The organism is Micromonospora sp. WMMD975 (assembly GCF_029581215.1).
Classification (GTDB): Bacteria; Actinomycetota; Actinomycetes; order Mycobacteriales; family Micromonosporaceae; genus Micromonospora.
Map to the genome: position 1 here is coordinate 5822190 of NZ_CP120739.1, position 24741 is coordinate 5846930.

Annotated in this window: 25 protein-coding genes and 1 pseudogene; 13 read left to right on the forward strand and 13 right to left on the reverse strand. The window is 72.2% G+C overall.

Features of this window, described 5'->3' with window-relative positions:
* Positions 1 to 51: 51 nt before the first annotated feature.
* Positions 52 to 1821: a proline--tRNA ligase gene (locus O7613_RS25935; protein WP_282290474.1), complete on the reverse strand. Its 1770-nt coding sequence runs from the start codon at positions 1819 to 1821 to the stop codon at positions 52 to 54.
* A gap of 129 nt (positions 1822 to 1950) precedes the next feature.
* Between O7613_RS25935 and O7613_RS25940 the strand changes: the two genes are divergently transcribed.
* Together O7613_RS25940 and O7613_RS25945 are read left to right on the forward strand one after the other, a co-directional pair.
* The gene (locus tag O7613_RS25940; RefSeq protein ID WP_282290475.1) at positions 1951 to 2325 is read left to right on the forward strand and encodes a VOC family protein; all 375 of its coding nucleotides are present in this window, start codon (positions 1951 to 1953) and stop codon (positions 2323 to 2325) included.
* A gap of 56 nt (positions 2326 to 2381) precedes the next feature.
* Entirely contained in the window at positions 2382 to 3155 is a 774-nt protein-coding gene (locus O7613_RS25945; RefSeq protein ID WP_282290476.1) for a class I SAM-dependent methyltransferase, read from the forward strand.
* Here O7613_RS25945 and O7613_RS25950 read toward each other — a convergent pair.
* From O7613_RS25950 to O7613_RS25960, 3 genes are all read right to left on the reverse strand, one after another.
* Positions 3130 to 3324: a DUF397 domain-containing protein gene (locus O7613_RS25950; protein WP_282290478.1), complete on the reverse strand. Its 195-nt coding sequence runs from the start codon at positions 3322 to 3324 to the stop codon at positions 3130 to 3132. The genes O7613_RS25945 and O7613_RS25950 overlap by 26 nt on opposite strands.
* 107 nt (positions 3325 to 3431) lie before the next feature.
* Positions 3432 to 3623 (reverse strand): DUF397 domain-containing protein, encoded by a 192-nt coding sequence (locus O7613_RS25955; RefSeq protein ID WP_282290480.1) that lies wholly within the window; start codon positions 3621 to 3623, stop codon positions 3432 to 3434.
* Positions 3614 to 4417 (reverse strand): helix-turn-helix transcriptional regulator, encoded by an 804-nt coding sequence (locus O7613_RS25960; RefSeq protein WP_282290481.1) that lies wholly within the window; start codon positions 4415 to 4417, stop codon positions 3614 to 3616. The genes O7613_RS25955 and O7613_RS25960 overlap by 10 nt, the downstream gene beginning before the upstream one ends.
* Positions 4418 to 4503: 86 nt before the next feature.
* Here O7613_RS25960 and O7613_RS25965 point away from each other — a divergent pair, with 86 nt between their 5' ends.
* Genes O7613_RS25965 through O7613_RS25975 form a run of 3 tightly spaced genes read left to right on the forward strand, consistent with a single transcriptional unit; the run spans position 4504 to position 5974 of the window.
* Positions 4504 to 4839 (forward strand): hypothetical protein, encoded by a 336-nt coding sequence (locus tag O7613_RS25965; protein ID WP_281590597.1) that lies wholly within the window; start codon positions 4504 to 4506, stop codon positions 4837 to 4839.
* 44 nt (positions 4840 to 4883) lie between these two features.
* On the forward strand, positions 4884 to 5462 hold the full coding sequence (locus tag O7613_RS25970) for a putative immunity protein (RefSeq protein ID WP_282290482.1): 579 nt from the start codon (positions 4884 to 4886) through the stop codon (positions 5460 to 5462).
* The gene (locus O7613_RS25975; RefSeq protein WP_282290483.1) at positions 5459 to 5974 is read left to right on the forward strand and encodes a putative immunity protein; all 516 of its coding nucleotides are present in this window, start codon (positions 5459 to 5461) and stop codon (positions 5972 to 5974) included. The genes O7613_RS25970 and O7613_RS25975 overlap by 4 nt, the downstream gene beginning before the upstream one ends.
* Positions 5975 to 6011: 37 nt before the next feature.
* On the opposite strand, the gene O7613_RS25980 is transcribed toward O7613_RS25975, so the two are convergent.
* On the reverse strand, positions 6012 to 6623 hold the full coding sequence (locus tag O7613_RS25980; protein ID WP_282290485.1) for a DUF305 domain-containing protein: 612 nt from the start codon (positions 6621 to 6623) through the stop codon (positions 6012 to 6014).
* Entirely contained in the window at positions 6623 to 8464 is a 1842-nt protein-coding gene (locus O7613_RS25985; protein WP_282290487.1) for a sigma-70 family RNA polymerase sigma factor, read from the reverse strand. The genes O7613_RS25980 and O7613_RS25985 overlap by 1 nt, the downstream gene beginning before the upstream one ends.
* A 308-nt stretch (positions 8465 to 8772) precedes the next feature.
* Between O7613_RS25985 and O7613_RS25990 the strand changes: the two genes are divergently transcribed.
* The 3 genes from O7613_RS25990 to O7613_RS26000 all read left to right on the forward strand — a co-directional run bounded on the left by O7613_RS25990 (position 8773) and on the right by O7613_RS26000 (position 11733).
* Positions 8773 to 10269, forward strand: coding sequence for a DUF1996 domain-containing protein (locus O7613_RS25990; RefSeq protein ID WP_282290489.1), 1497 nt, complete (start codon positions 8773 to 8775; stop codon positions 10267 to 10269).
* A gap of 241 nt (positions 10270 to 10510) precedes the next feature.
* Positions 10511 to 11281 (forward strand): SGNH/GDSL hydrolase family protein, encoded by a 771-nt coding sequence (locus O7613_RS25995; RefSeq protein ID WP_282290491.1) that lies wholly within the window; start codon positions 10511 to 10513, stop codon positions 11279 to 11281.
* A 143-nt stretch (positions 11282 to 11424) separates the two neighbouring features.
* The gene (locus tag O7613_RS26000) at positions 11425 to 11733 is read left to right on the forward strand and encodes a hypothetical protein (protein WP_282290492.1); all 309 of its coding nucleotides are present in this window, start codon (positions 11425 to 11427) and stop codon (positions 11731 to 11733) included.
* A gap of 17 nt (positions 11734 to 11750) precedes the next feature.
* Here O7613_RS26000 and O7613_RS26005 read toward each other — a convergent pair whose 3' ends face one another.
* Together O7613_RS26005 and O7613_RS26010 are read right to left on the reverse strand one after the other, a co-directional pair.
* Positions 11751 to 12959 carry a hypothetical protein gene (locus O7613_RS26005; protein WP_282290493.1) on the reverse strand — a complete coding sequence of 403 codons (1209 nt, stop codon included), beginning with the start codon at positions 12957 to 12959 and terminating at the stop codon, positions 11751 to 11753.
* A pseudogene (locus O7613_RS26010) lies at positions 12952 to 13197 on the reverse strand (sigma-70 region 4 domain-containing protein); the annotation flags it as partial. The pseudogene O7613_RS26010 and the gene O7613_RS26005, both read right to left, overlap by 8 nt.
* 242 nt (positions 13198 to 13439) lie before the next feature.
* Here O7613_RS26010 and O7613_RS26015 point away from each other — a divergent pair.
* On the forward strand, positions 13440 to 16379 hold the full coding sequence (locus O7613_RS26015) for a hypothetical protein (protein ID WP_282290495.1): 2940 nt from the start codon (positions 13440 to 13442) through the stop codon (positions 16377 to 16379).
* Between the two features lie 95 nt (positions 16380 to 16474).
* On the forward strand, positions 16475 to 17377 hold the full coding sequence (locus tag O7613_RS26020; RefSeq protein ID WP_282290497.1) for a sulfurtransferase: 903 nt from the start codon (positions 16475 to 16477) through the stop codon (positions 17375 to 17377).
* Positions 17378 to 17441: 64 nt separating this feature from the next.
* Here O7613_RS26020 and O7613_RS26025 read toward each other — a convergent pair whose 3' ends face one another.
* The 3 genes from O7613_RS26025 to O7613_RS26035 all read right to left on the reverse strand — a co-directional run bounded on the left by O7613_RS26025 (position 17442) and on the right by O7613_RS26035 (position 20571).
* Entirely contained in the window at positions 17442 to 19484 is a 2043-nt protein-coding gene (locus O7613_RS26025) for a hypothetical protein (RefSeq protein ID WP_282290499.1), read from the reverse strand.
* Entirely contained in the window at positions 19481 to 19816 is a 336-nt protein-coding gene (locus O7613_RS26030; protein ID WP_282290501.1) for a hypothetical protein, read from the reverse strand. The genes O7613_RS26025 and O7613_RS26030 overlap by 4 nt, the downstream gene beginning before the upstream one ends.
* Positions 19817 to 19977: 161 nt before the next feature.
* Positions 19978 to 20571: a TetR family transcriptional regulator gene (locus O7613_RS26035; RefSeq protein ID WP_282290503.1), complete on the reverse strand. Its 594-nt coding sequence runs from the start codon at positions 20569 to 20571 to the stop codon at positions 19978 to 19980.
* A gap of 80 nt (positions 20572 to 20651) precedes the next feature.
* Here O7613_RS26035 and O7613_RS26040 point away from each other — a divergent pair, with 80 nt between their 5' ends.
* From O7613_RS26040 to O7613_RS26050, 3 genes are all read left to right on the forward strand, one after another.
* Entirely contained in the window at positions 20652 to 21794 is a 1143-nt protein-coding gene (locus tag O7613_RS26040) for an FAD-dependent monooxygenase (RefSeq protein WP_282290505.1), read from the forward strand.
* A gap of 147 nt (positions 21795 to 21941) precedes the next feature.
* Positions 21942 to 22556, forward strand: coding sequence for a TetR/AcrR family transcriptional regulator (locus O7613_RS26045; protein WP_281585752.1), 615 nt, complete (start codon positions 21942 to 21944; stop codon positions 22554 to 22556).
* Positions 22557 to 22639: 83 nt separating this feature from the next.
* The gene (locus O7613_RS26050; RefSeq protein ID WP_282294617.1) at positions 22640 to 23977 is read left to right on the forward strand and encodes a biotin carboxylase N-terminal domain-containing protein; all 1338 of its coding nucleotides are present in this window, start codon (positions 22640 to 22642) and stop codon (positions 23975 to 23977) included.
* 22 nt (positions 23978 to 23999) lie between these two features.
* Here O7613_RS26050 and O7613_RS26055 read toward each other — a convergent pair whose 3' ends face one another.
* Both O7613_RS26055 and O7613_RS26060 read right to left on the reverse strand, forming a co-directional pair.
* The gene (locus O7613_RS26055) at positions 24000 to 24359 is read right to left on the reverse strand and encodes a ribbon-helix-helix domain-containing protein (RefSeq protein ID WP_282290508.1); all 360 of its coding nucleotides are present in this window, start codon (positions 24357 to 24359) and stop codon (positions 24000 to 24002) included.
* Positions 24356 to 24637 carry a hypothetical protein gene (locus O7613_RS26060; protein ID WP_282290510.1) on the reverse strand — a complete coding sequence of 94 codons (282 nt, stop codon included), beginning with the start codon at positions 24635 to 24637 and terminating at the stop codon, positions 24356 to 24358. Before O7613_RS26060 ends, O7613_RS26055 begins: the two co-directional genes overlap by 4 nt.
* Between the last annotated feature and the right edge of the window lie 104 nt (positions 24638 to 24741).

Consider the following 24741-nt stretch of genomic DNA (forward strand, 5'->3'; position numbering starts at 1 on the left):
GCCTCCGAAACGCCTCGGTCGATCCTTCTGCGGTACCCGGTGGCGCGTTAGCTACACCGCGTTGCGGCGTGTCGCGCCCATCTCGTCGAGCAGGCGCTCCACCACGCCCTCCACCGGCAGGTCGGTCCGCTCGCCGGTGGCCCGGTCGCGCAGTTCCACGTACCCGTCGGCCAGGCGGCGGCCGACCACGACGGCGCGCGGGATGCCGATCAGCTCGGCGTCGGTGAACTTCACCCCGGCGGACACGTGGGTGCGGTCGTCGACGAGCACCCGCAGGCCGGCGGCGGCGAGGCGTCCGCCGAGCTCAAGCGCCGCGTCGAGCTGCGCCCCCTTCCCGGCGGACACCAGGTGTACGTCGCACGGCGCGACCTCGGCCGGCCAGAGCAGTCCCCGGTCGTCGTGGTGCTGTTCGGCGACGGCGGCGACCGCCCGGGACACGCCGATGCCGTAGCAGCCCATGGTGGGCCGGACCGGTTTGCCCTCGGGGCCGAGCACGTCGACCGCGAAGGCGTCGGTGTAGCGGCGGCCGAGCTGGAAGATGTGCCCCACCTCGATGCCCCGCCGCATGGTCAGCGTGCCGTCGCCGCAGGCCGGGCACGGGTCGCCGGGCCGCACCTCGGCCGCCTCGATCGTGTCGTCGGGGACGAAGTCGCGCCCGCACACCACGTCGGTGGCGTGCCGGCCCGGCTCGTTGGCCCCGGTGAGCCAGGTGGTGCCGGTGACCACGCGGGGGTCGACGAGGTAGCGGATGCCGTGCTTGGCCAGGATCTGCGGCCCGAGGTAGCCGCGGACCAGCTCCGGGTGCGCGGCCCAGTCGTCGAAGACGGCCACGGTGGCCGGGGCCAGCACCGCCTCGACCCGCTTCAGGTCCACCTCGCGGTCGCCCGGCAGGCCGATCACCAGCAGCTCGGTCTGCTCGGCGCCGGGCCGACGCACGGCAAGCACTACGTTCTTCAGGGTGTCGGCGGCGGTCCAGCCGGTGCGGCCGGCGAGCGCGCGGGCGTTCGCCAGGTCGACCAGGGACGCGATGGTCGGCGTCTCCGGGGTGTCGTGCACCTCCGTGGCCGGGCGCGCCTCCGGGTCACCGGCGGCCGGCGCGCGGGTCACCACCGCCTCGGTGTTCGCGGCGTAGTCGCAGGCCACGCAGCCGACGTAGGTGTCCTCGCCGACCGGCGTGGCGGCCAGGAACTCCTCGGACGCGGAGCCGCCCATCGCCCCGGACGTCGCCCGCACCACCGTGAAGTCCAGCCCGAGCCGGGTGAAGATCCGCTGGTACGCCTCTCGGTGCCGGTCGTAGGCGGCCTGGAGCCCGGCGGCGTCCAGGTCGAACGAGTAGGCGTCCTTCATCAGGAACTCGCGCCCGCGCAGCAGGCCGGCCCGGGGCCGCGCCTCGTCGCGGAACTTCGTCTGGATCTGGAACAGCGTCACCGGAAAATCCCGGTACGACGTGAACAGGTCCTTCACCAGCAGCGCGGCCAGTTCCTCGTGGGTCGGCGCGAGCAGGTGCTCGGCGCCCTTGCGGTCGGCGAGCGTGAAGATGTCGTCGCCGTACTCGGTCCACCGCCCGCTGGTCCGGTAGGGCTCGGCCGGAAGCAGCGCCGGGAAGTGCACCTCCTGGTCGCCGATCGCGGTCATCTCGTCCCGGACGATCGCGGTGATCCGGTCCAGCACCAGCCTGCCCAGCGGCAGCCAGGTGTAGCCGCCCGGCGCGGCCCGGCGGACGTAACCGGCGCGCAGGAGCAGCCGGTGGCTCGGCACCTCCGCGTCGGCCGGGTCCTCGCGCAGGGTCCGGAGCAGCAGGGTCGACATGCGAAGCAGCATCGCCGCAGCGTATGCGACAGGCCGTGGCCGGGCGATCCCTTTCGGTGCGGGTGCGTCCATCGTCGTCCGGGCAACGACAGACGCACCCGGAGCCGGGCGGCCGTCGCACCCACGGGGTATGAAGGGCGGATGGAACATCGACCGCGGCTCACGTTGACGTCCACGGTGCTCGACGCGCCCTCCGCACAGGAACTCGCCGTCTTCTACGAGCGGCTGCTCGGCTGGTCACGGCGCGACGACGAAGCGGACTGGGTCTTCCTGGTCCCGCCGGACGGCGGCGCCGGCCTGGCGTTCCAGGACGAGCCGGCGTACGTACGTCCGGTGTGGCCGGCCGGCCCGGGTGACCCGCCGATGATGCTCCACCTCGACATCAAGGTGGACGACCTCGTCGCCGCCTCGGCGTTCGCGGTGTCGCTCGGTGCCACGGTCGCCGACTACCAGCCCCAGGACGACGTGCGGGTGCACCTCGACCCGGTCGGCCACCCGTTCTGCCTCTATCTCTGACCGATCATCCATCAGGCATGCACGGTGATCCGGGGCCCCGGCAGTAGTCTGCCGAGGTGACCGCCACACCGTCGGCTCGCGCGGTGAGCCAGTACGCGACCACGACCGGCAACCTCACCGCCCGGATGGCGTTGCACGCCTACGGCACCAATGCGCAGGGCTGGTTCGCCTGGCTCGGCGAGCGGCTGCCGCTGGCCGGGGACGTGCTCGAGGTGGGCGCCGGCACCGGTGAGCTGTGGCGTCAGGTGGGCAGCCCCGAGACCGGGCTCCGGCTCACCCTGACCGACTTCTCACGAGCCATGTGTGACCGGCTGCGCGAGGTGCCCGGCGCCCGGGTGCAGCGTTGCGACGCCACCCACCTGCCGTACGCCGACGGTTGCTTCGACGCGGTGATCGCCAACCACATGCTCTACCACCTGGACGACCCGGACGCGGCACTGGCGGAGTTCGCCCGGGTGCTGCGCCCCGGCGGGCGGCTCGCCGTCGCCGTGAACGGCCGCGACCACCTCGTCGAGCTGGACGCGCTCGGCCCGGCCATCGGCCGACCCGAGATGTCCGTCGGTCTCCACCGGAACGACGTCACCGCCGAGACGACGCCGGCCCGGGTCGCGGCCCACTTCACCGACGTGACGGTCGAGCGTTACCCCGACGACCTGGCGGTGCCCACCGTCGAGCCGGTCCTCGCCTACCTCGCCAGCATGGTCGGGCCACTCACCGCCGCGCAGGAGTCGGTCGCCCGCGACGTGGTCCAGGCCCGCATCGAGATGGAGGGCGCCTTCCGGGTACGCAAGCACACGGTGCTGATCAGCGCCGTGCGTGACTCCCACTGACCCGGACGAAGGCGCGCCAGGCGTCGGGGGCGAAGGTGAGGACCGGCCCGGCCGGGTCCTTGCTGTCGCGCACCCCCACCACACCGTCCAAGTTGTCCGCCACCTCGACGCAGTCCCCCTGGGTGCCGCTGCGGGTGGACTTACGCCAGGTCGCGCCGCTCAACTCCATGACGTCATCACTTCCTTCATCAGCTCGGTCGACTGGCGGCGAGACAATGCCTCGCTCCGAACGCGAGGCGGAGGGCACCTTCCGGGTACGCAAGCACACGGTGCTGATCAGCGCCGTGCGTGACTCCCACTGACCCGGACGAAGGCGCGCCAGGCGTCGGGGGCGAAGGTGAGGACCGGCCCGGCTGGGTCCTTGCTGTCGCGCACCCCCACCACACCGTCCAGGTTGTCCGCCACTTGGACGCACTCGCTCTGACCGCTACGGGTGGGCTTGCGCCAGATCGCACCGGTCAGTTCCATGACCCGACCACTTCCTTCATCAGCTCGATCGACTGGCGGCGAGACAATGCCTCGCTCCGAACGCTCTCCCACCTGGACAGCAGGATAGCCACTCCTTCGTCGTTGTCGATCACCGTTCCCCCGAGCTGGTTCTCCAGGTAACCGATCCAACCCCCGTCGCCGCCACGGGCAAGTGTGAATGGTCCGGTCAGTCCGATGTGCAGGCTGACGTCGGCCGGAATCACATGAACGGCGACATGGGGTAGCCCGTTCGCGTCGATCAGGTGCGCGATCTGTTGGCTCATCAAGCCGCGGAAGGATTCGTCCGCCCGTCGCAGCACCGCTTCCTCGATCACCGCGACGAACTTGGGTGGATCGGGGCGGGTGAGCACTGACTGCCGGTCGAGCCGGACCGCAAGGCGTCGATCACCTTCTTCGACGGCGAGCATGTCATCGGTGTTGATCATCGCGCGGGCGTAGTTCTCGGTCTGCAACAGGCCAGGGATGAGGCCCGGCTGGTAGCAGCGCAACTGCTGGGCCTGGCGTTCGGCTTCCAGCCACGGGCGGAACCAGCTCGGCTGGCCGTCCCGCTCGGCGAGCTTGAGCAGCGACGTCAACAACCCGCCGGTGCCCAGCACCTCGTCGGCCCGCTTCAGGAAGAACCGGTCCAACGGCCGCTGACCCAACTCCACCGCCGACACCTGCGAGTTGGAGAAGTGCACCAGCTTTCCGAACTCTTCCTGGCTCAGCTCGGCCCTGAGTCGCAACCGCCGCAGTTGGGCGCGGATCAGGTCGGCTGTGGGTTCGTTCTCCACTCGGCCTCCTCGAACGCCGGCCGGCTTCTCGACCCGCTCCCGGGCCGGCTCCGGCGACTTCCGAGCGTAGTGGTGCTCTCAGCAGACTGTCACGCATGAACCTTCCCGTACCCCGGCTCGGGCCGCACCCCGACCGGCCGCGCCCCTGCCCGCCCGACCAGCCGGCGCACCTGCCGATCCGGCCCCTGTGGCTCTGCCGCGCCTGCGGCTCACCGTGGCCCTGCGCCCACGCCCGCCTGCTGCTCACCGTCGAGTACGCCGACCACCCGGTCGACCTGGCCGTCTACCTCTCCGGGCTCTACCACGAGGCCACCCACGACCTGTTCCGCCTCAACCCGCACGACGGCCCGACCCCACGTGACCTGTTCAACCGGTTCGTCGGCTGGGGCCCGTACCGGCGTGGTGTCGCCGGGGCGGTCTGATCGTCGGCCCCAAGGCGGCGGCCCCGTCGATAGGATCCGGCGTGATGGCAGCGCGTAGACACGTCGTGTCCGGGGATTTCGACCTGACCATGGACGAGTTGCGCGTCGTCGCGGGCTACGTGGTTCGGCACGCGGAGGACGTCCTGCCGGTCTTCGAGCAGGCCGTACCCGATGATCCGCGCCCTCGCGCGGCGATCGGGGCGGCCCGGGCGTTCGTCGACGGTGCCGCCCGGACGAAACTGCAACGTGTCGCGTCCATGGACGCGCACCGAGCCGCCCAGGCCGCGCCGTCCGAGGCCGCGCGCCTGGCCGCGCGATCCGCCGGTGACGCCGCCGCGGCGGCGTACCTGCATCCCCTCGCCCGGGCCAGCCAGGTCGGTCACATCCTCCGGGCCGCCGCGAGCGCGGCGCGGATCGGGGAGCTGGCGGCCGGCGGTGACCCGGCGGTCGGTGCCGCCCTGCTGGACCGCTCGCGACGCCGTGCCACCCCGGCGCTCGTCGACGTGCTCCGCCGCTACCCGCCGGTGACCGGTGGCAGCAGCCGGGTCGCCCGGCTGATGGGCGCCCTCGACGATGCCCTGCGGCGGACGCCGGCCGCTGACGAGGAGGAGGACGACTCGTGATCCTGCCGAAGGTCAGGGATCCCCGCTTCATCACGATCCGTCGCGGCGGGACGCTCACCGACGACGACCACCGACTGCTCGCACTCTGGGCCGCCGACTGCGCGGAGCACGTCCTCGACCTGTTCGAGGCGGTCCGGCCCGACGACCCGCGCCCACGTGCGGCGATCGAGCACATCCGGGCCTGGGTGCGTGGCGAGGTCACGATGATGGTGTCCCGCGCGGCCGGCGGTCACGCCATGGGCGCGGCCCGGGACCTGCGTGGGGCGGCCCGCCATGCCGCTTACGCCGCCGGGCAGACCGGGGCCGTCGCCCACGTCGCCGCGCACGAACTCGGCGCCGCCGCGTACGCGATCAAGGCGGTCCGGGCGGCGGCGCCGGACGGTCTGGTCGACGAGGCGGGGCGGGCCGAGTGCCGGTGGCAGCGCGACCGACTCCCGGCGGCGATCCGCGACCTGGTCCTCGACGACCAGCGGTTGCGCAACGACATCTGCTGGTCGGTGTTCGACTGCTGAGCCGGGACCTGTTCGACTCGTTGGTGCGGCGTACCGGTCAGTTGACCGCGTCGCCGGTCGCGCCGGGCCGACCCGCCAGGGCGCTCAGCTCGGCGGCCCGCGTCACCTGGATGCGGCCGGCGAGCTCCTTGACCTGCGGGCTGCCCCCGGCGGTCCGCTCACCCCGACACAGCACGACGGTCTGCTCGAGGTGCGCCCGGAGCAGACCGACGGCCCGGGACGGCACCTCGGCGTCGGGGGCGGCGCGCAGGTCGGCGAGGCGCTCGTCCGTGACCATGCCGGGCATCTGATGCCCCTCGTGGATGTTCCGCTCCGGGACGTTGCCGGCGGCCAGCAACCCTCGCAGCTCCACCACCTCGGCGCGGTGCGCCGTCCGGACGTCACCGAGGACGGTGCGCAGCGCGGGATCGGTGGTCGACCGACGGGTGTCGAGGTGGTCGATCAGCGCGAGAACTCCGTCGTCCATCGGCAGCAGCAGTTGGATGAAGGCGTCGTCGGTGCCGCTGAGCGTGACCGGCGCGGCGGGCGCGGCGGACTGGTCGACGCGGTCCGCATGCCGGGTCAGGGCGACGGCCAGCGTCGTCGCGGCCAGCGCCACGACGACTCCGGCGATCCGCCAGGCGGGGGTCCTGAGGGCGGAACCGATCATCAACGCGCGGCCTGGAACGCTCGACCGATCGCCGTCGTGCTGGTGCCGTCGCTGAACAACCCGGACCTGTCCCTGTCGGTCGCGGGCAGGCCGAACCAGGCGTACCGCTGCACGTAGGGGAGTTGGCCGAGCATGGCGGTGGCCGCGCTGAGGAAGGCCGCCTGCTGCGCCTGACCGGGGAATATCTGACGCCCGCCGTCGTAGCGGATCAGTGCGAACTCGGTCAGCCAGATCGGTTTCCGGTAGCGCTGGTAGACGGCTTGCAGGTACTGCCGCAACTGGTTCACCGCCGCGGCCGTGGTGAAGTCGGCGCCATACCAGTGCAAAGCGATGAAGTCGACCCGGTGACCTCTGGCCTCGGCGCCGGCCATGAACCTGTCCAGCCAGCCCTGGGGGTCCGCGCCACCCCAGGCGACCGCCGGGCTGCTCAGTTTGCTGCCCGTCGCCATCAGTCGCGGCCACAGGTCAAGTGCCTGTTCGACGGTCATGTTCGCCTGCTCGGGCAGGTCCGGCTCGTTGAAGCCGAGCAGGTAGGGTCCGGCCGAGCGGGCCCGGGCCAGGTCCGCGGCGTTGACGTTTTCCGCGCTACGGATCATGGGCACGAACGTCGCGCCCCGTGGGGTGCTGATCCCCGGGTGCTGGGTGCCCCAGGTGTAGTACCAACCGGCCTTCGAGTTGGCCAAAGCCTGACTCACGCCGGCGAAGTTCCACACCCCGACGCCCTTGCGGGTGGAGCTCACCGCCGGCACCACCGGTGCCTTCGAGGGCAACGGACGCACCGACGGCGACGGCGACGGCGACGGCGACGGGGACGGGGACGCGACGACGGTGGGCGCTGCGGGTGGCGCGGCGGCCCAGGACGGCACGGCCGGTGGCGCGGCGGCCGGATCGGCCGGCAGGAGCACCACCACCGCGCTGATCGCGACGACCGCCGCCACCGTCGCGGCGAGGGACGGCATCAGGCCCCGGGGTACGCGCACCGCCGGGTGGACGACGGTCGGCGGCGGCCCGACGGTCTGCGGGGCAGCCGGAGGCGCGGTCGTGGGCGGGACGTGAGTGCCGAGGCCGGGCGGAAGGGGCAGCAGCGGCATCCCCGCGAGCAGCCGGTCGATCGGCAGAAACGCGCCGCCCAGGTGCCCGCAGAACGCGCAGTCACGGATGTGTCGAGCCAACCGCTTGCGCCACAGCGGGCTGGGACTGCCGTCCCACTGGACCGTCAGGATGTGCAGGTCGGGGCACCCGGGCCGGGCGTGCAGCGCGCGGACGACCCCGCGTGCGCTCTGGATCTGCTCCTTCATCCGGTGGATGCGCACGGCGACGTGCCCCGGTGGCAAACCCGTCGCCTCGGCGATCTCGGCGCGCGTCAGCTCGCCGGTCTCCTCCAGCCACCACAGCGAGAGCAGTTCCTGGTCGTCCGGTTCGAGCCAGCGGGTCGCCTCGGCGACCTCACGCCGCTGGTCGGTCAGGCCGAGCCGGAGAATCGTCATTCCCGCGAAGTCGGCCGCGGGGTCGGGCACGTCGTGGACCACGTCCAGCCCGGCATCGCGGTGGAGGGCGGCCCGTCGGCGCTGCTCCCAGTCGCGCACCTGCCGGACGGTGATCGCCACCAGCCAGGACCGGTACGCCGTCGGGTCGTTGAGGGCGGGCAGGTGCCGGATCACCCGTACCAAAGTCTCCTGGACCACGTCGTCGACGTCGGCGTGGCCGCGGAGCGCGCGCCCGACGATGTTGTAGACAAGCGGGAGAGACGCCGCCACGACGTCGTCGAGAGCGTGCCGGTCGCCCTGGCGGGCCGCGACGACCAATCCGGGATCGGGTACCGCCCGACCGGCTGCCGACATGGTGCCACTCCTTGTGCGCTCGACCGAACAGCGCCCGTGCGCGCTGCCCGTCTCCTATCGGAGACCGGCGTCGGCAGGTCAGATTACGGTTTTCCGCCGGGAGACGTCACTGCCCGCGGTGGTGGCATTAATGAGAAATTAAGGATGCGAGGGTAAAAAATTGTTATCCGGAGCGGGCGCGGCGGCCACCAGGGCACCTGTCCGCACCCTTCCTTAATTCCTTTTTCCGAACGTTGCCGCAGGTCACGGGCGTGCACATACTCCATCCCGACAGGAGCTTCACCACCGAATCAAAGGAATCACTGGCAATGCGGACTCCCCCCGCGCATGTCGCATCGTCCAGCCGGGCGCACAAGCGCCGCCGCCTCACTCGAATCACGCTCGCCTCCGCGGTCGCCGCGGCCCTGGCCGGCAGCGGCATCTACGTCGCCGGTGCCCAGGCCGAGGAGGTCGTGGTGCCCGGCCGGGTCCAGGCGGAGGCTTTCGCGGCGCAGTCCGGCGCACAGACCGAGAACACCGGCGACGCCGACGGCGGCCGGAACGTGGGCTGGCTCGCCAACGGTGACTGGCTGCGGTACGACGGCATCTCGATCGTCGGCACCGACCTGACGGCCCGGGTCGCCGCGGACAACACCGACGGCGGCACCGTCGAGCTGCGCCTCGGCACGCAGACCGGCGCCCTGCTGGCCAGCTTCCCGATCAGCCACACCGGCGGCTGGCAGAAGTGGACGACGGCGAGCGCCACGGCGGCCAGCGTGCCGGTGGGTCCGCAGACCGTCTTCGCCGTCATGAAGAGCGCCTCCCGGTCGGACTTCGTGAACCTGAACTGGTTCACGTTCGGCTCCGCGACCGGCGCGACGCCGAGCGCGTCGCCCACGGCGAGCGCGTCGCCCACGCCGAGCGCCAGCTCGGCGACGCCGCCGACCACCCCGGCCACCCCGACCGCGCCGACGGCCGGTTGGGTCCCGGTCGACCAGGCCAGGTGGAACCAGGAACTTGCCGCCTTCGACGCGATCAAGCCGAAGGCGGTGACGCCGGGAACCACTCGCGTCCCCGAGTTCCACACCGACTGCGAGCTGGCCAACTCGGCGCCGGACGACCCGATCGTCCTGCCCGGCCTGCCAGGTGCCTCGCACATGCACACCTTCTTCGGCCCGAAGGTCGACGCCTTCACCACCACCGACGACCTGCTCTCCTCGAAGACCACCTGCAACGCCCCCGGTGACCTGAGCGCCTACTGGACGCCGGAGCTGCGCAAGGACGGCAAGCCCGTACCGATGAAGAGCTTCCGGGTCTACTACGGCTCGCGGGTGAAGGACCCGTCGGCCGTCAAGCCCTTCCCGCCCGGCCTGCGAATGGTCGAGGGTGACGCCAAGCGGCAGGTCGACACGCCGAAGAACGCCGGTAGCAACCAGTTCTGGTGCGCCGGCAGCGCCGAGACGGGCCGCAGCGCCGACGGCAACTGGCCGGTCTGCGCCTCCGGCGGCAACCTCATCTTCCAGCTCGTCTTCAAGGACTGCTGGGACGGCAAGAACATCGACTCACCCGACCACAAGTCGCACATGGGCGACCCGGTCAACGGCGTCTGCACCGGCAAGTACCCGGTGGCGGTGCCGAACCTGTCCTTCATGGTCAACTACCAGTCGCTGGGTGGGAACGGTCTCAGCCTCTCCTCCGGCAAGCCGTCCTCCATGCACGGCGACTTCATGAACGCCTGGGACCCGGCCCGCATCGGACCGCTTGTCAAGTCCTGCCTGAACCAGAGCGCCAAGTGCGGCACCGAGGTGACCTTCGCCGGCGGCTGACCCCGCACGGACCCCACCCACGGACGGCCCCCACGCCCCGGCGAGGGGGCCGTCCGGCGCGTCGACCCGATCGGTGCGGCCCGGGCGGGGCCGACGGCCGGGCCCATGGTCCGCTCGGGAGGTCGTCGGGAACCGGACGCCGAGACGTCCACCACGTCCGGCCGGGAGGGTGGGCGGGACCGGCCCGGGCGGTGACAGACTGGGCGACGCAATTCCGCGGGGACGTCGGAGGGGAGGCGCCGTGCGCTGGCGCAGCTTCGTGGCGGTGGGCGACAGCTTCACCGAGGGCATGGACGACGCGTATCCGGACGGCAGCTACCGGGGCTGGGCCGATCTGGTCGCCACCCGGCTCGCGGCCGAGGCGGGTCCCGACTTCGGCTACGCCAACCTGGCCATCCGGGGCCGGCTGTTCCCGAACGTCGTGGCCGAGCAGGTGCCGTCCGCGCTGGCCATGAAGCCCGACCTGATCACTTTCGCGGCGGGCGGCAACGACGTGCTGCGTCGCACCTTCGACCCGGACGCCTTCGTCCCGCGCTTCGACAAGGTGGTCGAGCGGCTGCGGGCCGGCGGCAGCGACGTGGTGCTGTTCCGGTTCGCCGACGTGATGGCCCGGCTGCCCGGGCAGCGGCTGGTGGCTCCCCGGGTGACGCTGCTCAACCGGGTGGTCGGCGAGGTGGCGGAGCGGCACGGGGCGATCCTGGTCGACCTCTACTCCGACCAGGCATACCTCAACCCGATGCTCTGGAGCACCGACCGCCTGCACCTGTCGGCCGCCGGGCACCGGCGGGTGGCCGCGCAGGTCCTCACCGCGCTCGGTGTCGGCTGCGAGGAGGAGTGGCTGCTGGTGCCGCCGCACCCGGCACCCACCCCGTGGCTGGCCGCCCGCGCCGCCGACCTGCGCTGGGCCGGTCAACACCTGGCCCCGTGGATCAAGCGCCGGCTGACCGGCCGCTCCTCCGGCGACTTCCTCACCGCCAAGCGGCCGGTCCTCGGGCCGGTAAGCGCCGACTGAGCGGGTGCGCACGCTCCACGTCGCGGACCTGCTGCGGCTCACGCCCGACGACGAGCCCCGACCCGGGCTGGCGGTCCTGGTCGACGGCGACCGCATCGGGGCGGTCGCGCCGCTGGGTGAGCTGACCGGCGCGTACCCCCCGGGTGCGGGTGCGGCGGTGGGCCGGCACGCTCGGGCCCGCGCTGGTGCACGACGGTCCGCTGCCCCCGGCGCCCACGCCGCGCGAGCGGGTGCACGCGCTGTTCCGGCTCGGCGCCGCCGCGGTGCTCGACGCGCACGTCACCGACCCGGCGTTGCGGGCCGCCGCCGTCCGCAGCGAGGTGGCGGTGCTGCCCGCCGCCCGGCCGCCGGCGCTCGTGGTGGGTGGCCGGGCCGACCTCGCGGTCTTCGACCCGGACGGCTCCTGCCGGGCCACCGTGGTCGCCGGCCGGTTGGTGCACCGCCGCGCCTGACCGCAGTCGGTGCGCGGTCAGGAGAGCTGGAGCCAGCTACGGTCCACCCCCCGCCCGACGCCGAGGAACCACGTCCGGCCGTGCTGGGCCACGACCGTGCCGTCCGGCAGCACGCTCACCGAGGTGCCCGGGTCCGAGGTCCGCAACGGCCCGCGCAGCTCGGACACCTCGACGTAGCCGCCGCCGGTCACGAAGCCCAACCCGCCGTACGCGCTGGTGACCACCAGCAGGCCGGCGCCGGGCGCGGCGATCCCGTCGGTGTCGTCCGGCAGGGCCGGCCCGGGTTGCCAGCCGGTGCCGGCCAGCCGCCACACCCCGTTCGGCTGCTCCGTTCGGACCAGCCAGACGTCACGCCCGTCCGGTGCGAGCACGAGTTGCCGGGCGGCCCGGGGAACCGACGGCATCTCCTGCCAGGTGGCGCCCTGGTCGGCGCTGGTCACCACGGTCAGGCCGTCGTCGTCGCCGACCGTGAGCCAGAGCCGGCCGTCGGCACCCTCGACCAGTGCGTTCTCGGCGTCCGACCGCAGCGTGACCGGCGGCTGGTGGAAGTGCAGCCCACCGCTCACCCGCAGCACGCGTTGCCGGTCGCACGTCGTCGGCACCCCGTCCGGGGGGCAACCGAGGTAGAGCCCGCTCGGGGTGGCGAAGACGCGCCGGACCGCCGCTTGCGGCGCGTCGAACGGGTGACTGGCGAAGCTGTTCCCGCCGTCCATCGTGACGAGGTAGCCCACGCGGGTCATCACGGCCAGCGTGCCCGCGTCCACGGGAAGGAGATGCACCCTGCCGTCCGGCACCGCCGGCAGGGCCGACCGCTGCCAGGTCACGCCGCCGTCCACGGTCCGGGCGACGGTACGCCGGCAACCAGCCGCCGACTCGTCGGCCCCGGCGCAGGTGTCGAAGAGCGCCCAGCCGGCGCGGGCCGAGACGAAGCGCAGTTCGGCCAGCTCACCGGACACCCCGGGCAGGGTGACCGTGCGGACCGCGAGCCGGCCGGTCGGGCTCGGCGAGACCGACGGCGTCGGCCGCGGTTCCGGTCGGTCGGCGCGGTGGGCGACCGCGAGCGCCGAGGCCGGCCCGGCCAGCGCCACCGCGAGCAGGCCGGCCAGCAGGCCCCGTCGCCGTCTGCGGCCCCGGATCCGGCGTTGCACGTCGGCCACGCCCGGTGGCCGGAAGGTGGTCGCCGCCGCCGTCTCGAATTCGACGAACAGGTCCTCCACGTCAGGCACGGCGCAGCTCCGATCCGGTCTCGGTGAGGTGGCCGGCGAGCGTGGCCCGCCCCCGGGACAGCCGGGAGCGCACGATGCCTTCCGGCGCGCCGACCTGCGCGGCGATCTCGGCGACGCTCAGGTGGGCCAGGTGGTGCAGCACGATCGCGCGGCGCTGGTCGGCGGGCAGGGTGGCCAGCGCCTCCAGCAACGCCACCCGGTCCCGTCCCGGGGTGGCCGGGCCTGTTGCCGTGGGGTCATCGCGGTCCTCTGCGGTCGGCGGTGTTCGCAACTGTCACGTGTGACCCGCCGGATCCGCTGCATCCGGTCTTCCCGTCCGCCCGATCAACCGTACGGTCCGGCCTGCCTGACCGTTCCGTCCGGTGTGGCCGCTCCTCGCGAATCGGGACCGCCCGATGTCCGCCCGGCTGGATAACATCCGCTGCCCCCGTCGATCGAGTACGGGGTAGATCGGGGAAAGGTGGATGAGGGATGACCCTCATGCCTGACAGAAATCCACTTCGGACCGGCGGGCGGAACCTGCTCGCCGCCACGCTGTCCATGATGGTCGCCGCCGGCACGGTCGTCGCCACCGCGGCGCCGGCCGCCGCGTACGACGTGCGCTACGAGACCAGCACCGCCTGGGGCTGGACCGACTCGAAGACGCCGGGCAAGAACAACCTGAACCGGCCGGGAGACCTGCCGGTCGGCACCTGGAAGGACGCCAAGGGTCACCCGCACACGTCGCGGGCCTACCTCACCTTCGACATCTCGCGCTACCGGGGCGCCGACATCGAGCGCGCGGTGCTCGACGTCAAGGAGACCGCCGGCGCGGACTGCACCAAGCGTCCGAAGATCGAGCTGTGGCGCACCTCGCCCTACACCGCGAAGTCGAGCTGGCGGAAGCCCCCGGCCGACCTGGGCCTGGTCGACGACCGTCAGCTCACCAACCAGACCGTCTGTCCGGCGCCCCGGGTCGAGTTCGACGCGAGCGAGGGGCTGCGCCAGGCGCTCGCCGAGGGCCGGTCGACGCTGACCCTGTCGCTGCGACTGCCGGCCGAGGTGGAGAAGGACCCGGCGTGGGCCCGGAAGTACGCCACCCGGGCGGGCATCTCCATCGACTTCAACTTCCGCCCCGGCGTGCCGACCGACCTCCAGACCACGAACGGCACGGCGTGCACCACCACCGAGCCCTACCAGGTGGTGCGTTACGCGTCCATGTCCGGCGTCGTGCACGACCGGGACCTGAACGACACCGGTGGCCGCGACCAGCTCACGGTCTCGTTCGCAGCCTGGCCGGTCGACCAGCCGGACGCGCGGATCGAGCGGATGGACTACGCCTGGGACGGCGACCGTGCCCTCGGCCGGTTCGACCAGATGTGGCCGGCGCCGTTCGAGCACGACCGGACGTACGCGTGGCAGATGCGGGCGGCGGACAGCCGGGCCACCGGCGACTGGAGCCCGGTCTGCTACTTCCGGACCGACTTCCGGGGCCCGGAAAAGCCGCCGACGGTCACCTCCACCGCCTTCCCGAACGACCGCGAGTTCCACCCCGGGCTGCCCGGCGACTTCACCTTCGCCGCGAACGGCGCGGCGGACGTCGCGACGTACGGCTACTCGCTGAACTACAACGGGGAGAAGACGGTCGCCGCGAACGGGGCGGGCGGGTCGGCGACGGTCACGCTGACGCCGCGATCCGGCATCAACACGCTGCGGGTGTGGAGCCTCGACGCGGTCGGTAACCGCTCCGCGACCACCGACTACGAGTTCTTCGCCCGGGACATGTCGCCGATCGTCGACGGCCGGCTGGACGAGATCGGGGTGCCGGCCACGTTCCAGGTGCGCTCGCAGCTCGACGGGGTGGTGCGCTACCGCTACGGCCTGGACGGTGACCCGGAGCGGACCGTCGACGCCGCCGCCGACGGCACCGCCGCGTTCACCGTCACGGCGACCCGGGGCGGCAACCGTACGCTCTCCGTCACCGGTGTCACCGCCGCCGGGGTGGAGGTCACCGCGACGCGGGAGTTCTCGCTGCCCACCGAGCCGAAGATCTCGGCGACCGTCTACGAGGAGTACGGCGTCGGCGGCGGCCAGGGCGTGCCGGGTGTCTTCACCTTCACCCCGCGCGTTCCCGACACGGTCAGCTACCGCTACCACTTCAACGGCGAGGAAGGCACGGTGCGGGCCAACGCCGACGGCACCGCCTCGATCACCTGGACGCCGACCGCGGCCGGCTGGGTGGACCTGGGCGTGTGGGGCGTGAGCCGGGACGGCACCGAGTCGGAGCCGGCGACCTGGTTCTTCCAGGTCCGGGACCTGCTGCCCGGGGTCTACTCCAGCCTGTACTGGCCGGACCAGTGGGCCGGCGGCCCCGGGCAGGCCGGCGAGTTCCGGCTCAGCTCCGAGGTGCCCGACACGGTGGCTTACCGCTACCGCTTCGACGGCGGCGCCGAGCAGAGCGTCGACGCCGACGCCAACGGGTACGCCACCGTCGGCTGGACGCCCGAGCAGGGCGGGACGCACACCCTCACCGTGCGCGGGGTCACCCTTGACGGGACGGTGTCGGCCGAGCGGACGTACACGTTCCTGGTCAACGACGCGCCCCTGGTCTCGTCCGAGCAGTACCCGAAGGAGACGAACAGCGGGCTGCCCGGCGTGGCCGGGGTCTTCACCGTCACCCCGCAGCGCCCCGGCATGGCGAAGTACCACTACACGTTCTGGGGCGAGGAGACGAAGACGGTCGACGCGGCGGCCGACGGCACCGCCTCGATCACCTGGACGCCGGAGACCTCCGGCTGGCGTCAGCTCACGGTGATCGGGGAGACCGCGGACGGCACCAGCACCCAGCCGCGGGAATACACGTTCAGCGTCCGCGAGCCGAAGCCGGCGATCGTCTCCTACCTCTACAACGAGTACGACCCGCAGGGCGGCATCGGGCAGGCCGGCGCCTTCCGGTTCGACTCGGAGCTGCCGGACACCACCGCGTTCGTCTACCGGCTCAACGACGGGCCGGAGCAGACCGTGGCAGTGACCGACGGCACCGCGGCCGAGCTGACCATCACCCCGGACCGGGGTTTCCGGAACACGCTCACCGTCCGGGCCCGCTCGGCCTCCGGCGAGTTGTCCCCGGAGGCGAGCTACTCGTTCGTGGTCAGCACCGCACCGGCGATCAGCTCCGCCACCTACCCGTACGGTGAGCCGGGCGGCGGCGTCGGCGTGCCCGGTGTCTTCACGTTCACGCCCGGGATGCCCGACGTCGAGTCGTACGTCTACCAGTTCGACAACGGCCCGGAGATCACCGTGCCGGCGGGTGCGGACGGCTCCGCCTCGGTGACGCTGACGCCGACCGAGGCGCGCTGGTACCCGATCTCGGTGTTCGCGGTCGACAAGGCGGGCAACCGCTCGAACTATGCGTACCACTGGTTCGTGGTCCAGGGCTGACGGCTCGCTCCCGACCAGGCCGGCCCCACCACCTTTCCGAGGTGGTGGGGCCGGTGTCACATCCGCCGCGGGCGATCCGGCGTACCTTGGGGATCATGCCTGTCCCGAGCGATCCGCATCCCCACCTCCAGTCGTACGCCGACCCGCAGCGCCTGGTCACCACCGAGTGGCTGGCCGAGCACCTGGGCGACGAGGGCCTCGTGGTGGTCGAGTCCGACGAGGACGTGCTCCTCTACGACACCGGCCACCTCCCCGGCGCCGTCAAGGTCGACTGGCACACCGAGCTGAACGACCAGGTCACCCGCGACTACCTGGACGCCGCGAGTTTCGCCGAGTTGTGCGCGGCCAAGGGCATCGGCCGCGACGACACGGTCGTCTTCTACGGCGACAACTTCAACTGGTGGGCCGCATACGCCCTCTGGGTCTTCTCCCTCTTCGGCCACGCCGACGTGCGGTTGCTCGACGGCGGCCGGCAGAAGTGGGTGGCCGAGGGGCGGGAGCTGACCCGGGACAAGGCGAGCCGCCCGCGCGCCGACTATCCGGTGCCGGAGCGCAACGACGCGCCGATCCGCGCCTACCGCGAGCAGGTGATGGCGCACGTGGCGGCCGGCCGGCCGCTCGTCGACGTGCGCTCGCCCGGCGAGTACACGGGCGAGATGCTGCACATGCCGGACTATCCGCAGGAGGGCGCGCTGCGCGGCGGGCACATCCCGGGCGCGGTGAGCAAGCCGTGGAAGTCCGCCGCCAACGACGACGGCACGTTCAAGTCGGCCGACGAGTTGCGCGCCATCTACGCCGACCAGCTCGGGTTGAGCCCGGCCGACGACGTGGTGGCCTACTGCCGGATCGGCGAGCGGTCCAGCCACACCTGGTTCGTGCTGCACCACCTGCTCGGCTATCCGCAGGTGCGCAACTACGACGGCTCGTGGACCGAGTGGGGCAACCTGGTCCGGGCACCTGTCGTCAAGGGCGACCAGCCCGGCGGCCTGACCCGCTGAGCGCCCGGCCGGTCCCCGCGAGGCGTCGGGGACCGGCCGGTCAGCGCGCCGGTGCGCCGTGCACCTAGCCCAGCAGATAGCCGTGCCGGGCCAAGACCCCCCTTAGCTGCCGGAACAACTCCGTGAGTTCCCCTTCCGCCATGCCGGACGGGTCGGGCCCGAAGAGCACCATCGCTCTGGCCGGCGTGCCCTCCTCCTCCAGCCAGATCGCTGACTTGTGACGGTCCGGCAGATATTCCAGGAACGTCCCGCGACGCCCGCCGTCCGTGGACCAGGTGGGCAGTTCCCCCGGATGGGTGGAAGGGGTGAGGATCCGGTGGACGGTGGCACCTGGTGATCCGGCCGGCACGGGATGGATGGTGGTCGGTCGGTTCACGAAGGCGGGACCGTCGGGAGGGTATTGCAGATAGGCGATTTGGCCTGCCGGTTCGTTCCCGTGCAACACGCAGACCAGGCGGGTGAGGACGACCCTGTCGGCGTCGTGGATCTCGGTCTGCTCGCTCCAGCCGGGGCACTCCTGGCTCGTCCACCGTGCCTTGTCCGTCATGACGGCCAGTCCGGCGGGGAAACGCGGAAGGGCGGCGGATCCTGTCGGGGTGGCGCTGGCGGACGCGGCGGGTGGCGCCGAGGCCCGAGGAGACGTGGTGGCGTTCGGCCACGACAGGCTGAGGACGAGGGCTGCGACGGCGGTCGCGGCAGCGCCACCGCCGGCGAACGCGACGTCCCGGCGACGTCGGGGACGGAGGCCGTCCGTCCAGACCGCGACCGCGCCCCGGACCACCAACCACTGCCGGACCAGTGCCGGCAGCCGGCGTGCGGCATCCAGCGGGTCCAGCTCCCGCTGGTTCGCCCGGGCATGGAGAGAGGCGGTCTCGACTGTTGCCTTCGTGGCGACCCACGCGGGCCAGGTGCCCAGTCGGGGCGGACCGATCCCGGTCGAGTTCAGGAGCAGATCTGCGCGCTCCGGTTCGTTTCGCCTCAGCTCCGACAAGACGACGACGGCCGGTGCTGACGGCAGCGCCTGGAGCAGGGTTCGGGCCCGTTCCAGCGTCATGAGTTCGAGCACGTCGGCACCGAAGGCCGGCGAATAACGGATCAGCTCGACCGCGGCGGCGCGCGGTTTCCGCTCCGCCAGCGCATCGAGAACAGTCGCCCTCCTGGACCGCTCGATCCTGGCCAGCCACGCCCGTACCGGTGCGTGGACGAGAACTTTCGCCGCTCGCATCGGGGCCAGTTCGGAAAGAAGGCGGATCGTCTGATCGGACGGTAGCTCCGCGAGGACCGGAGTCAACTCATCCCTCTTCGCGCCGTCGAACCAGGAAAGAACACCGCGGTGGATGTTCGGCCCGGCGAGCAGTCGCGACACGCGGGCAGGACTCCGCGCCGCAAGTTCGGTGACGTGCGACCGGACGATTTCCCCGTCGAGAGGCTCGAAGGCCGGCCCGATGTCCTCACCCCACTTGGCGAGCACCTCGGCGATCACCGGCTCGGGCGGCAGCGCGGCGAGCAGGCGTGGATTGGGTGGGAGGATCGCGGCGGCGATTTCGGGACCTCGCCTCGGCGACGGCATGGCGGCGATGTTCGCGACCAGTTGGGCCGCCCGGGCCGCTCCCTCGGGCTGGTTGGCCAATTCATCGATGAGATGCCGGGCATCCGGGGGCGTCATGTGCGCCACCAGTTCGGTCTGCTCGGCGATTTCCAGCGCGCTCCACACGGGCAGCGCGTGTTCCGCGTCCATGGGGCCGAGGTAGTGCCGGGCGCAGTCCACCAATCCATCCGGGTGCTGCGTCATAACCCGTACGATGCGCGCCGCGAAAGCGGTGGGGAGGCTCCGCAGCAGTAGCCGCCGGTATCGTTCGTCATCCTCCTCGCGCAGACTCGCGTATGCGTGGACGGGGTTATCGGTGACCAGGGCGTTGACGCGAGCCTGGATCATCTTGAGGTCGTAGGGGTGGTTGTTGACGTACACGTGGTTGTTCGTGGTGCGGTAGACGTCGCCCTGGTGCACGTCGCCGCCGACGATCCCGGCGGTGACTCCCGAGCCGCTGCCTTCCACGGTGCTTCCGCTGACCTGATGGTGGGTCGAGGAGATGTGGGGTTCGGTCATGGCAGTTCGGTGGGTGTCTCGGGTGCCTTGTCAACGGTCCCGGAGGGCGCGACGTCGCCGCCGATGATGGCGGCCGTCGTCCCGCTGCCCCGGCCCGTGACGGTCGAGCGGTTCACCGTGTGGCCGATCGAGAGGGTCGGGACGACGGGCGACGCGGAAGCCCAACTTCCGGCGATCGATGCGGAAAGCGCGACGACGGCGGTGGCTCCGCCAAGGGCCAACGGCCAACGCGCCGAATTCGCCGAAGCGAGCTGCGCGATCAGTACGAACACCGACGCGGCCACAACCGCCCCGATGGTCAAGGTGATGATCCATTTCGCCATACGGCTCATGCGGTGGATCCGTCCTGCTCGGTGAGGAGGAGCGGGATTGCCGGTGGTCCGCGGCCTGAGACATGTCTCGGCCTTCCCGCTGACAGGCGTTCCAGTTCAACCGATCAAGCGGAGCGACGCCGCATCACGACGGATATCCGACAACCTCCGGCTTCTCCTGTTCACCTGGCGGAGGTCGAGGACGGTGGAAAGGGACGGGTCAGATAGCGCTGGATCGTCGGGCCGACCCATTCGACGAGTTCGTCCGGGTCCAGGTCGGTCACCGGTGGCAGCGGGATCACGTAGCGGGTGAGGGCCAGGCCGAGGATCTGGCTGGCCACCAGGCCGGCCCGGCGGGCGGCGGTCGCCGGATCGGCGCCGGAGCGGGTGACCGCCGCGACGAGCTGGCCGGCGAAGATGTCGCGCATCCGGTCCGCCGCGCCGGGGTTGGTGCTGGCGGCCCGGAGCAGGGCGACGAGCGTGCCGTCGGCCTCCCAGCGGCGCAGGAAGTGCCGGGCGAGTGTCTCGCCGAGCCGCTCCGGTGGCACCTCGGCCAGCTCGGGCAGGTGCAGGTCGAACTCGGCCGCCGCGGCGAACAGCCCCTCCTTGCTGCCGTAGTAGCGCATCACCATGGCCGGGTCGATCCGGGCGTCGGCGGCGATGGCCCGGATGGTGGCCCGTTCGTAGCCGTCGGCCGCGAAGCGTGCCCGGGCGGCGCGCAGGATGGCCGCCCGGGTGGCGTCCGAGCGGCGGGTACGGGAGCCCGTTCCAGTCATGTCCACGACTGTAGGCCAACAAGTGTTGACATGGTCCCTAAGGTTTTAGTCAACAATCGTTGGCAAACGGAGGTGGCGTGATGCTTCCCGAACACACGGACGTCCTCGTGGTGGGCGCCGGGCCGACCGGCCTCGCCGTGGCCGCGACCCTGGCCGGGCATGGCGTGGCCACCACGGTGGTCGATCGGCTCGCCGAGCCGCCGGTCACCTCCCGCGCCGCGGTCGTGCACGCCGGCACGCTCGAAGTGCTGGACCGGATCGGGGTCGCCGACCCGCTTGCCGCCCGAGGGCTGCACTCGACCCGGTTCTGCGTCCGCGACCGGGACCGGCTGCTGGTCACCGTCCCGTTCGACAGGTTGCCGTCCCGCTACCCGTACGCGCTGCTCATCTCGCAGGCCGACACCGAGGCGGCGCTCACCGACCGGCTCACCGCGCTCGGCGGGCGGGTGCTGCGGCCGTACGAGCTGACCGGCCTCGACCTCGACGGCGGCGGCGCCACCGCCCGGTTCGCCGGTGGCGACGAGGTCCGGGCCCGCTGGGTGGTCGGCGCGGACGGGATGCACAGCCGGGTCCGCGAGCTGGCCGGCATCGGTTTCGGCGGCCCGGCCGACCCGGGCGAGTCGTTCCTGCTCGCCGACGTCCGGGTGGACAGCGCGCTTCCCCGCGACCAGGTCAGCCTCTTCCTGTCCCGGAGCGGCCCGCTGATCTGGGCGCCGCTGCCCGACGGCACGGTCCGGCTGGTCGCGACCGTGGCCGACGCGCCGCGAGAGCCGCAGGCGCGGCACTTCCAGGCGTTGCTCGACGAACGCGGCCCGGCCCGGCGGCCGGACCGGGTCACCGGGATGGCGTGGGGGTCGCGGTTCCGGATCCACCACCGGATCGCGAGCAGCTACCGGTCCGGCCCGGTGCTGCTCGCCGGCGACGCGGCGCACGTGCACAGCCCGGCCGGTGGGCAGGGGATGAACCTCGGGCTGCGGGACGCGGTCGCCCTCGGCGACGCGCTCGCCGCCGGCCCGCAGGCCCTCGACGGGTACGCGGCCGACCGCCGCCCACGGGCCGAGGAGGTGCTCGGGTTCGCCGCCGGCCTCACCCGGCTCGCCGCCGCCCCGCCGGCCCTTCGCCCCGTGCGTGACCTGCTGCTCCGGACGGTCTCCGTGTTGCCCCCGGCCCGGCAGCGGCTGGCGGTCCGACTGGCCGGCTTCGAGCCCGCGTCCCCGGCCTGACACCCGGCGATCATGAGGTTGGCGGTGAGGTGCGTCCGGTTTGTCGCCGCCAAGCTCATGATCGTGCGGCACTGACCGCCCGGCCGTGACGCAACCGGCGGGTAACCTTGGCTGCCTCGCCTGGATCGCGAGGTCTAGGCTGGCCCGGTGGCGGTGGAACAGCAGGCACGGGGTGCGGCGGGCGTGGCCCGGCGCCGGTCCCGGCGGGACGAGATCCTGGAGATCGCGGTCGGCCTCTTCGCGGCGCGGGGCTACCACGGCGTGTCGATGGACGACATCGGCGCTGCCGCCGGCGTCACCGGCCCGGCGCTCTACCATCACTTCGCCGGGAAAGAGGCGATGCTCGCCGCCGCGTTGATCCCGGTCAGCGAGGGGCTGCTCGCCGGTGGCAAGGAACGCGCCGCGGGCCACCCGGACGACCCGCGCGGCGTGCTCGAGTCGCTCATCGACTTCCATGTCGAGTTCGCGCTCGCCAACCCGGCGGTGATCGCGCTGCACCTGCACGAGCTGGACCGCCTCCCGGACGAGCCGCGTCGCCGCATCCGCCGGCTCCAGCGGATGTACGTCGAGGAGTGGGTCACCGTGCTGACCGCGCTGCACCCGGGGCTGCCGGACGGCGCCGCCCGGGTGCTCGCCCACGCCGCGTTCGGCCTGATGAACTCCACCCCGTTCCTCGGCGGCGAGGTGGACCGGCGGCGTCGGGCGGAGCTGCTGCGCGGCGCGGCCCTGGCGGCCCTCCTGGCACCCACCGACCCCACCTGACACGCCGCGTCCGCCTTAACGCATGTTAAGAAGGGGCCCCGGCTATACCTCAGGCGTTAAGAAGGGGCCCTTCCTTGCCGAACATGTTTGATGCGCTGCTCGTGGCCAACCGTGGGGAGATCGCCCGACGGGTGATCCGCACCGCTCGGCGGTTGGGGGTGCGGGCGATCGCGGTGCACTCGGAGGCCGACGCCGACCTGCCGTTCGTGACCGAGGCCGACGAGGCGGTCTGCGTCGGCCCGGCCAACCCCGCCCAGAGCTACCGCAACGTCGAGGCGATCCTCGCCGCCGCCCGGAGCACCGGCGCGCAGGCGATCCACCCCGGGTACGGCTTCCTGTCGGAGAACGCCGACTTCGCCCGTACCGTCGAGGAGTCCGGCCTGATCTGGGTCGGACCCGGCGCGGACGCGATAAGCGCGATGGGCGACAAGATCAACGCCCGGAACCTGATGGCGGCGGCCGGCGTCCCGGTCGCACCCGGCACCACCGAGCCGGCGGCCGACCTGGACGCGGCGGTCACGGCCGCCGCGGAGATCGGCTACCCGGTGATGGTCAAGGCCGCGGCGGGCGGCGGCGGCATGGGGATGGGCGTGGCCACCGACGAGACCGCGCTGCGCACCGAGTACGACAAGGTCCGCGCGTTCGCGGAGCGGATGTTCGGCGACGGCTCGGTGCTGATCGAGCGTTACTTCCCCCGGGTACGCCACGTCGAGGTGCAGATCCTCGGCCTGGCCGACGGCCGGGTGGTGGCGCTCGGCGAGCGGGAGTGCTCGGTGCAGCGGCGCAACCAGAAGCTGGTCGAGGAGTCCCCGTCTCCGGCGGTCTCCCCGGCGCTGCGGGAGCGGTTCCTGGCGGCGGCGGTCCGGGCCGGCGAGGCGGTCGGCTACCGCAACGCGGGCACCGTCGAGTGTCTCCTCGATCCGGCCACGCAGGAGTTCTTCTTCCTGGAGATGAACACCCGGTTGCAGGTCGAGCACCCGGTCACCGAGTACGTCTACGGCGTCGACCTGGTCGAGGAGCAGTTGCGGGTGGCCGCCGGCCTGGCGCCCACCTTCGACCCGGACGCGCTCACCCCGCGCGGGCACGCCATCGAGCTGCGGATCAACGCCGAGGACCCGAAGCGGTTCCTGCCCGGCCCGGGCGCGATCCGGACCTGGGTGGAACCGTCCGGCGAGGGCGTCCGGGTGGATTCCGGCTACGTCGAGGGCAACACCGTCACGCCGTTCTACGACAGCCTGCTGGCCAAGCTGATCGTCAGCGGTGCCACCCGGGAGGAGGCCGTCGAGCGGGCCCGGGCGGCGGTCGCCGGGTTCGAGATCGCCGGGCCGAAGAACAACCTGCCGTTCTTCGCCGAACTGCTGGAGAATCCGGAGTTCCGCTCCGGCGACTACGACACCGGCATCGTCGGCCGGATGCGCTGAGTCGGGAGGCCGGGCGGGCGGTCTATGCCGCCTCCGCTCGGCCCTCGGTGGTGCGGATGGTGACGATGCGACGGAGAACGTCGAGGGCGTGTTCGGCTTCGTCCTGACTGACGGGTGCGGTGCGGGCGGTGATGTATCTGGTCAGGGCGTCGCGGATGATGTCGGAGCGGCGGGCTTCGGTCTGGTCGGCGAGGCGGTCGAGTTGGTCCACGAGCGGAACGGGTAGCCGGATGCTGACCAGCATCATCGGTGCTGCCCCGGGTGCGGTTGGGGATGCTGGTGCTTCGGTCATTGACCTGATGATCGGTGCCAGGCTGTCGGTGGTCCGGAACCATGCGACGACCTCATCTTTGGTCATCCGGTCGAAGTCCGGCTCGGTCACAGGATTCGCCTCCTCCACTCGTCGAGGTCTGTGCCCTTAAAGGCGCGGGCCCCGATGATCTTGTACGTTTGGGTGGCGCCGATGCGGTCGCACAGCGCGGCGATGACTCGACCGCTGTCGGCCATGCCCATGACGATGAGTAGCAGGTCCCCGAGGGCGCGCTCGTAGCGCAGGCCCTGAGGGGCGTACAACGCTTGGGTCGTCTCGTCCACGCCGACGCCGTTGCTGCGCGCGTTGTCCAGGCCCGCGTCGGTCCACACGTACTCGCGCTCCGGCACCCCACGACCGTAACACGACGTAATACACGGACGTCGCGTGATTCAGCGCAGGCACGTATGCGGGCCTGGGCCTTGTTCACGGCCTCCTGCCTTGGCGGAGGGCG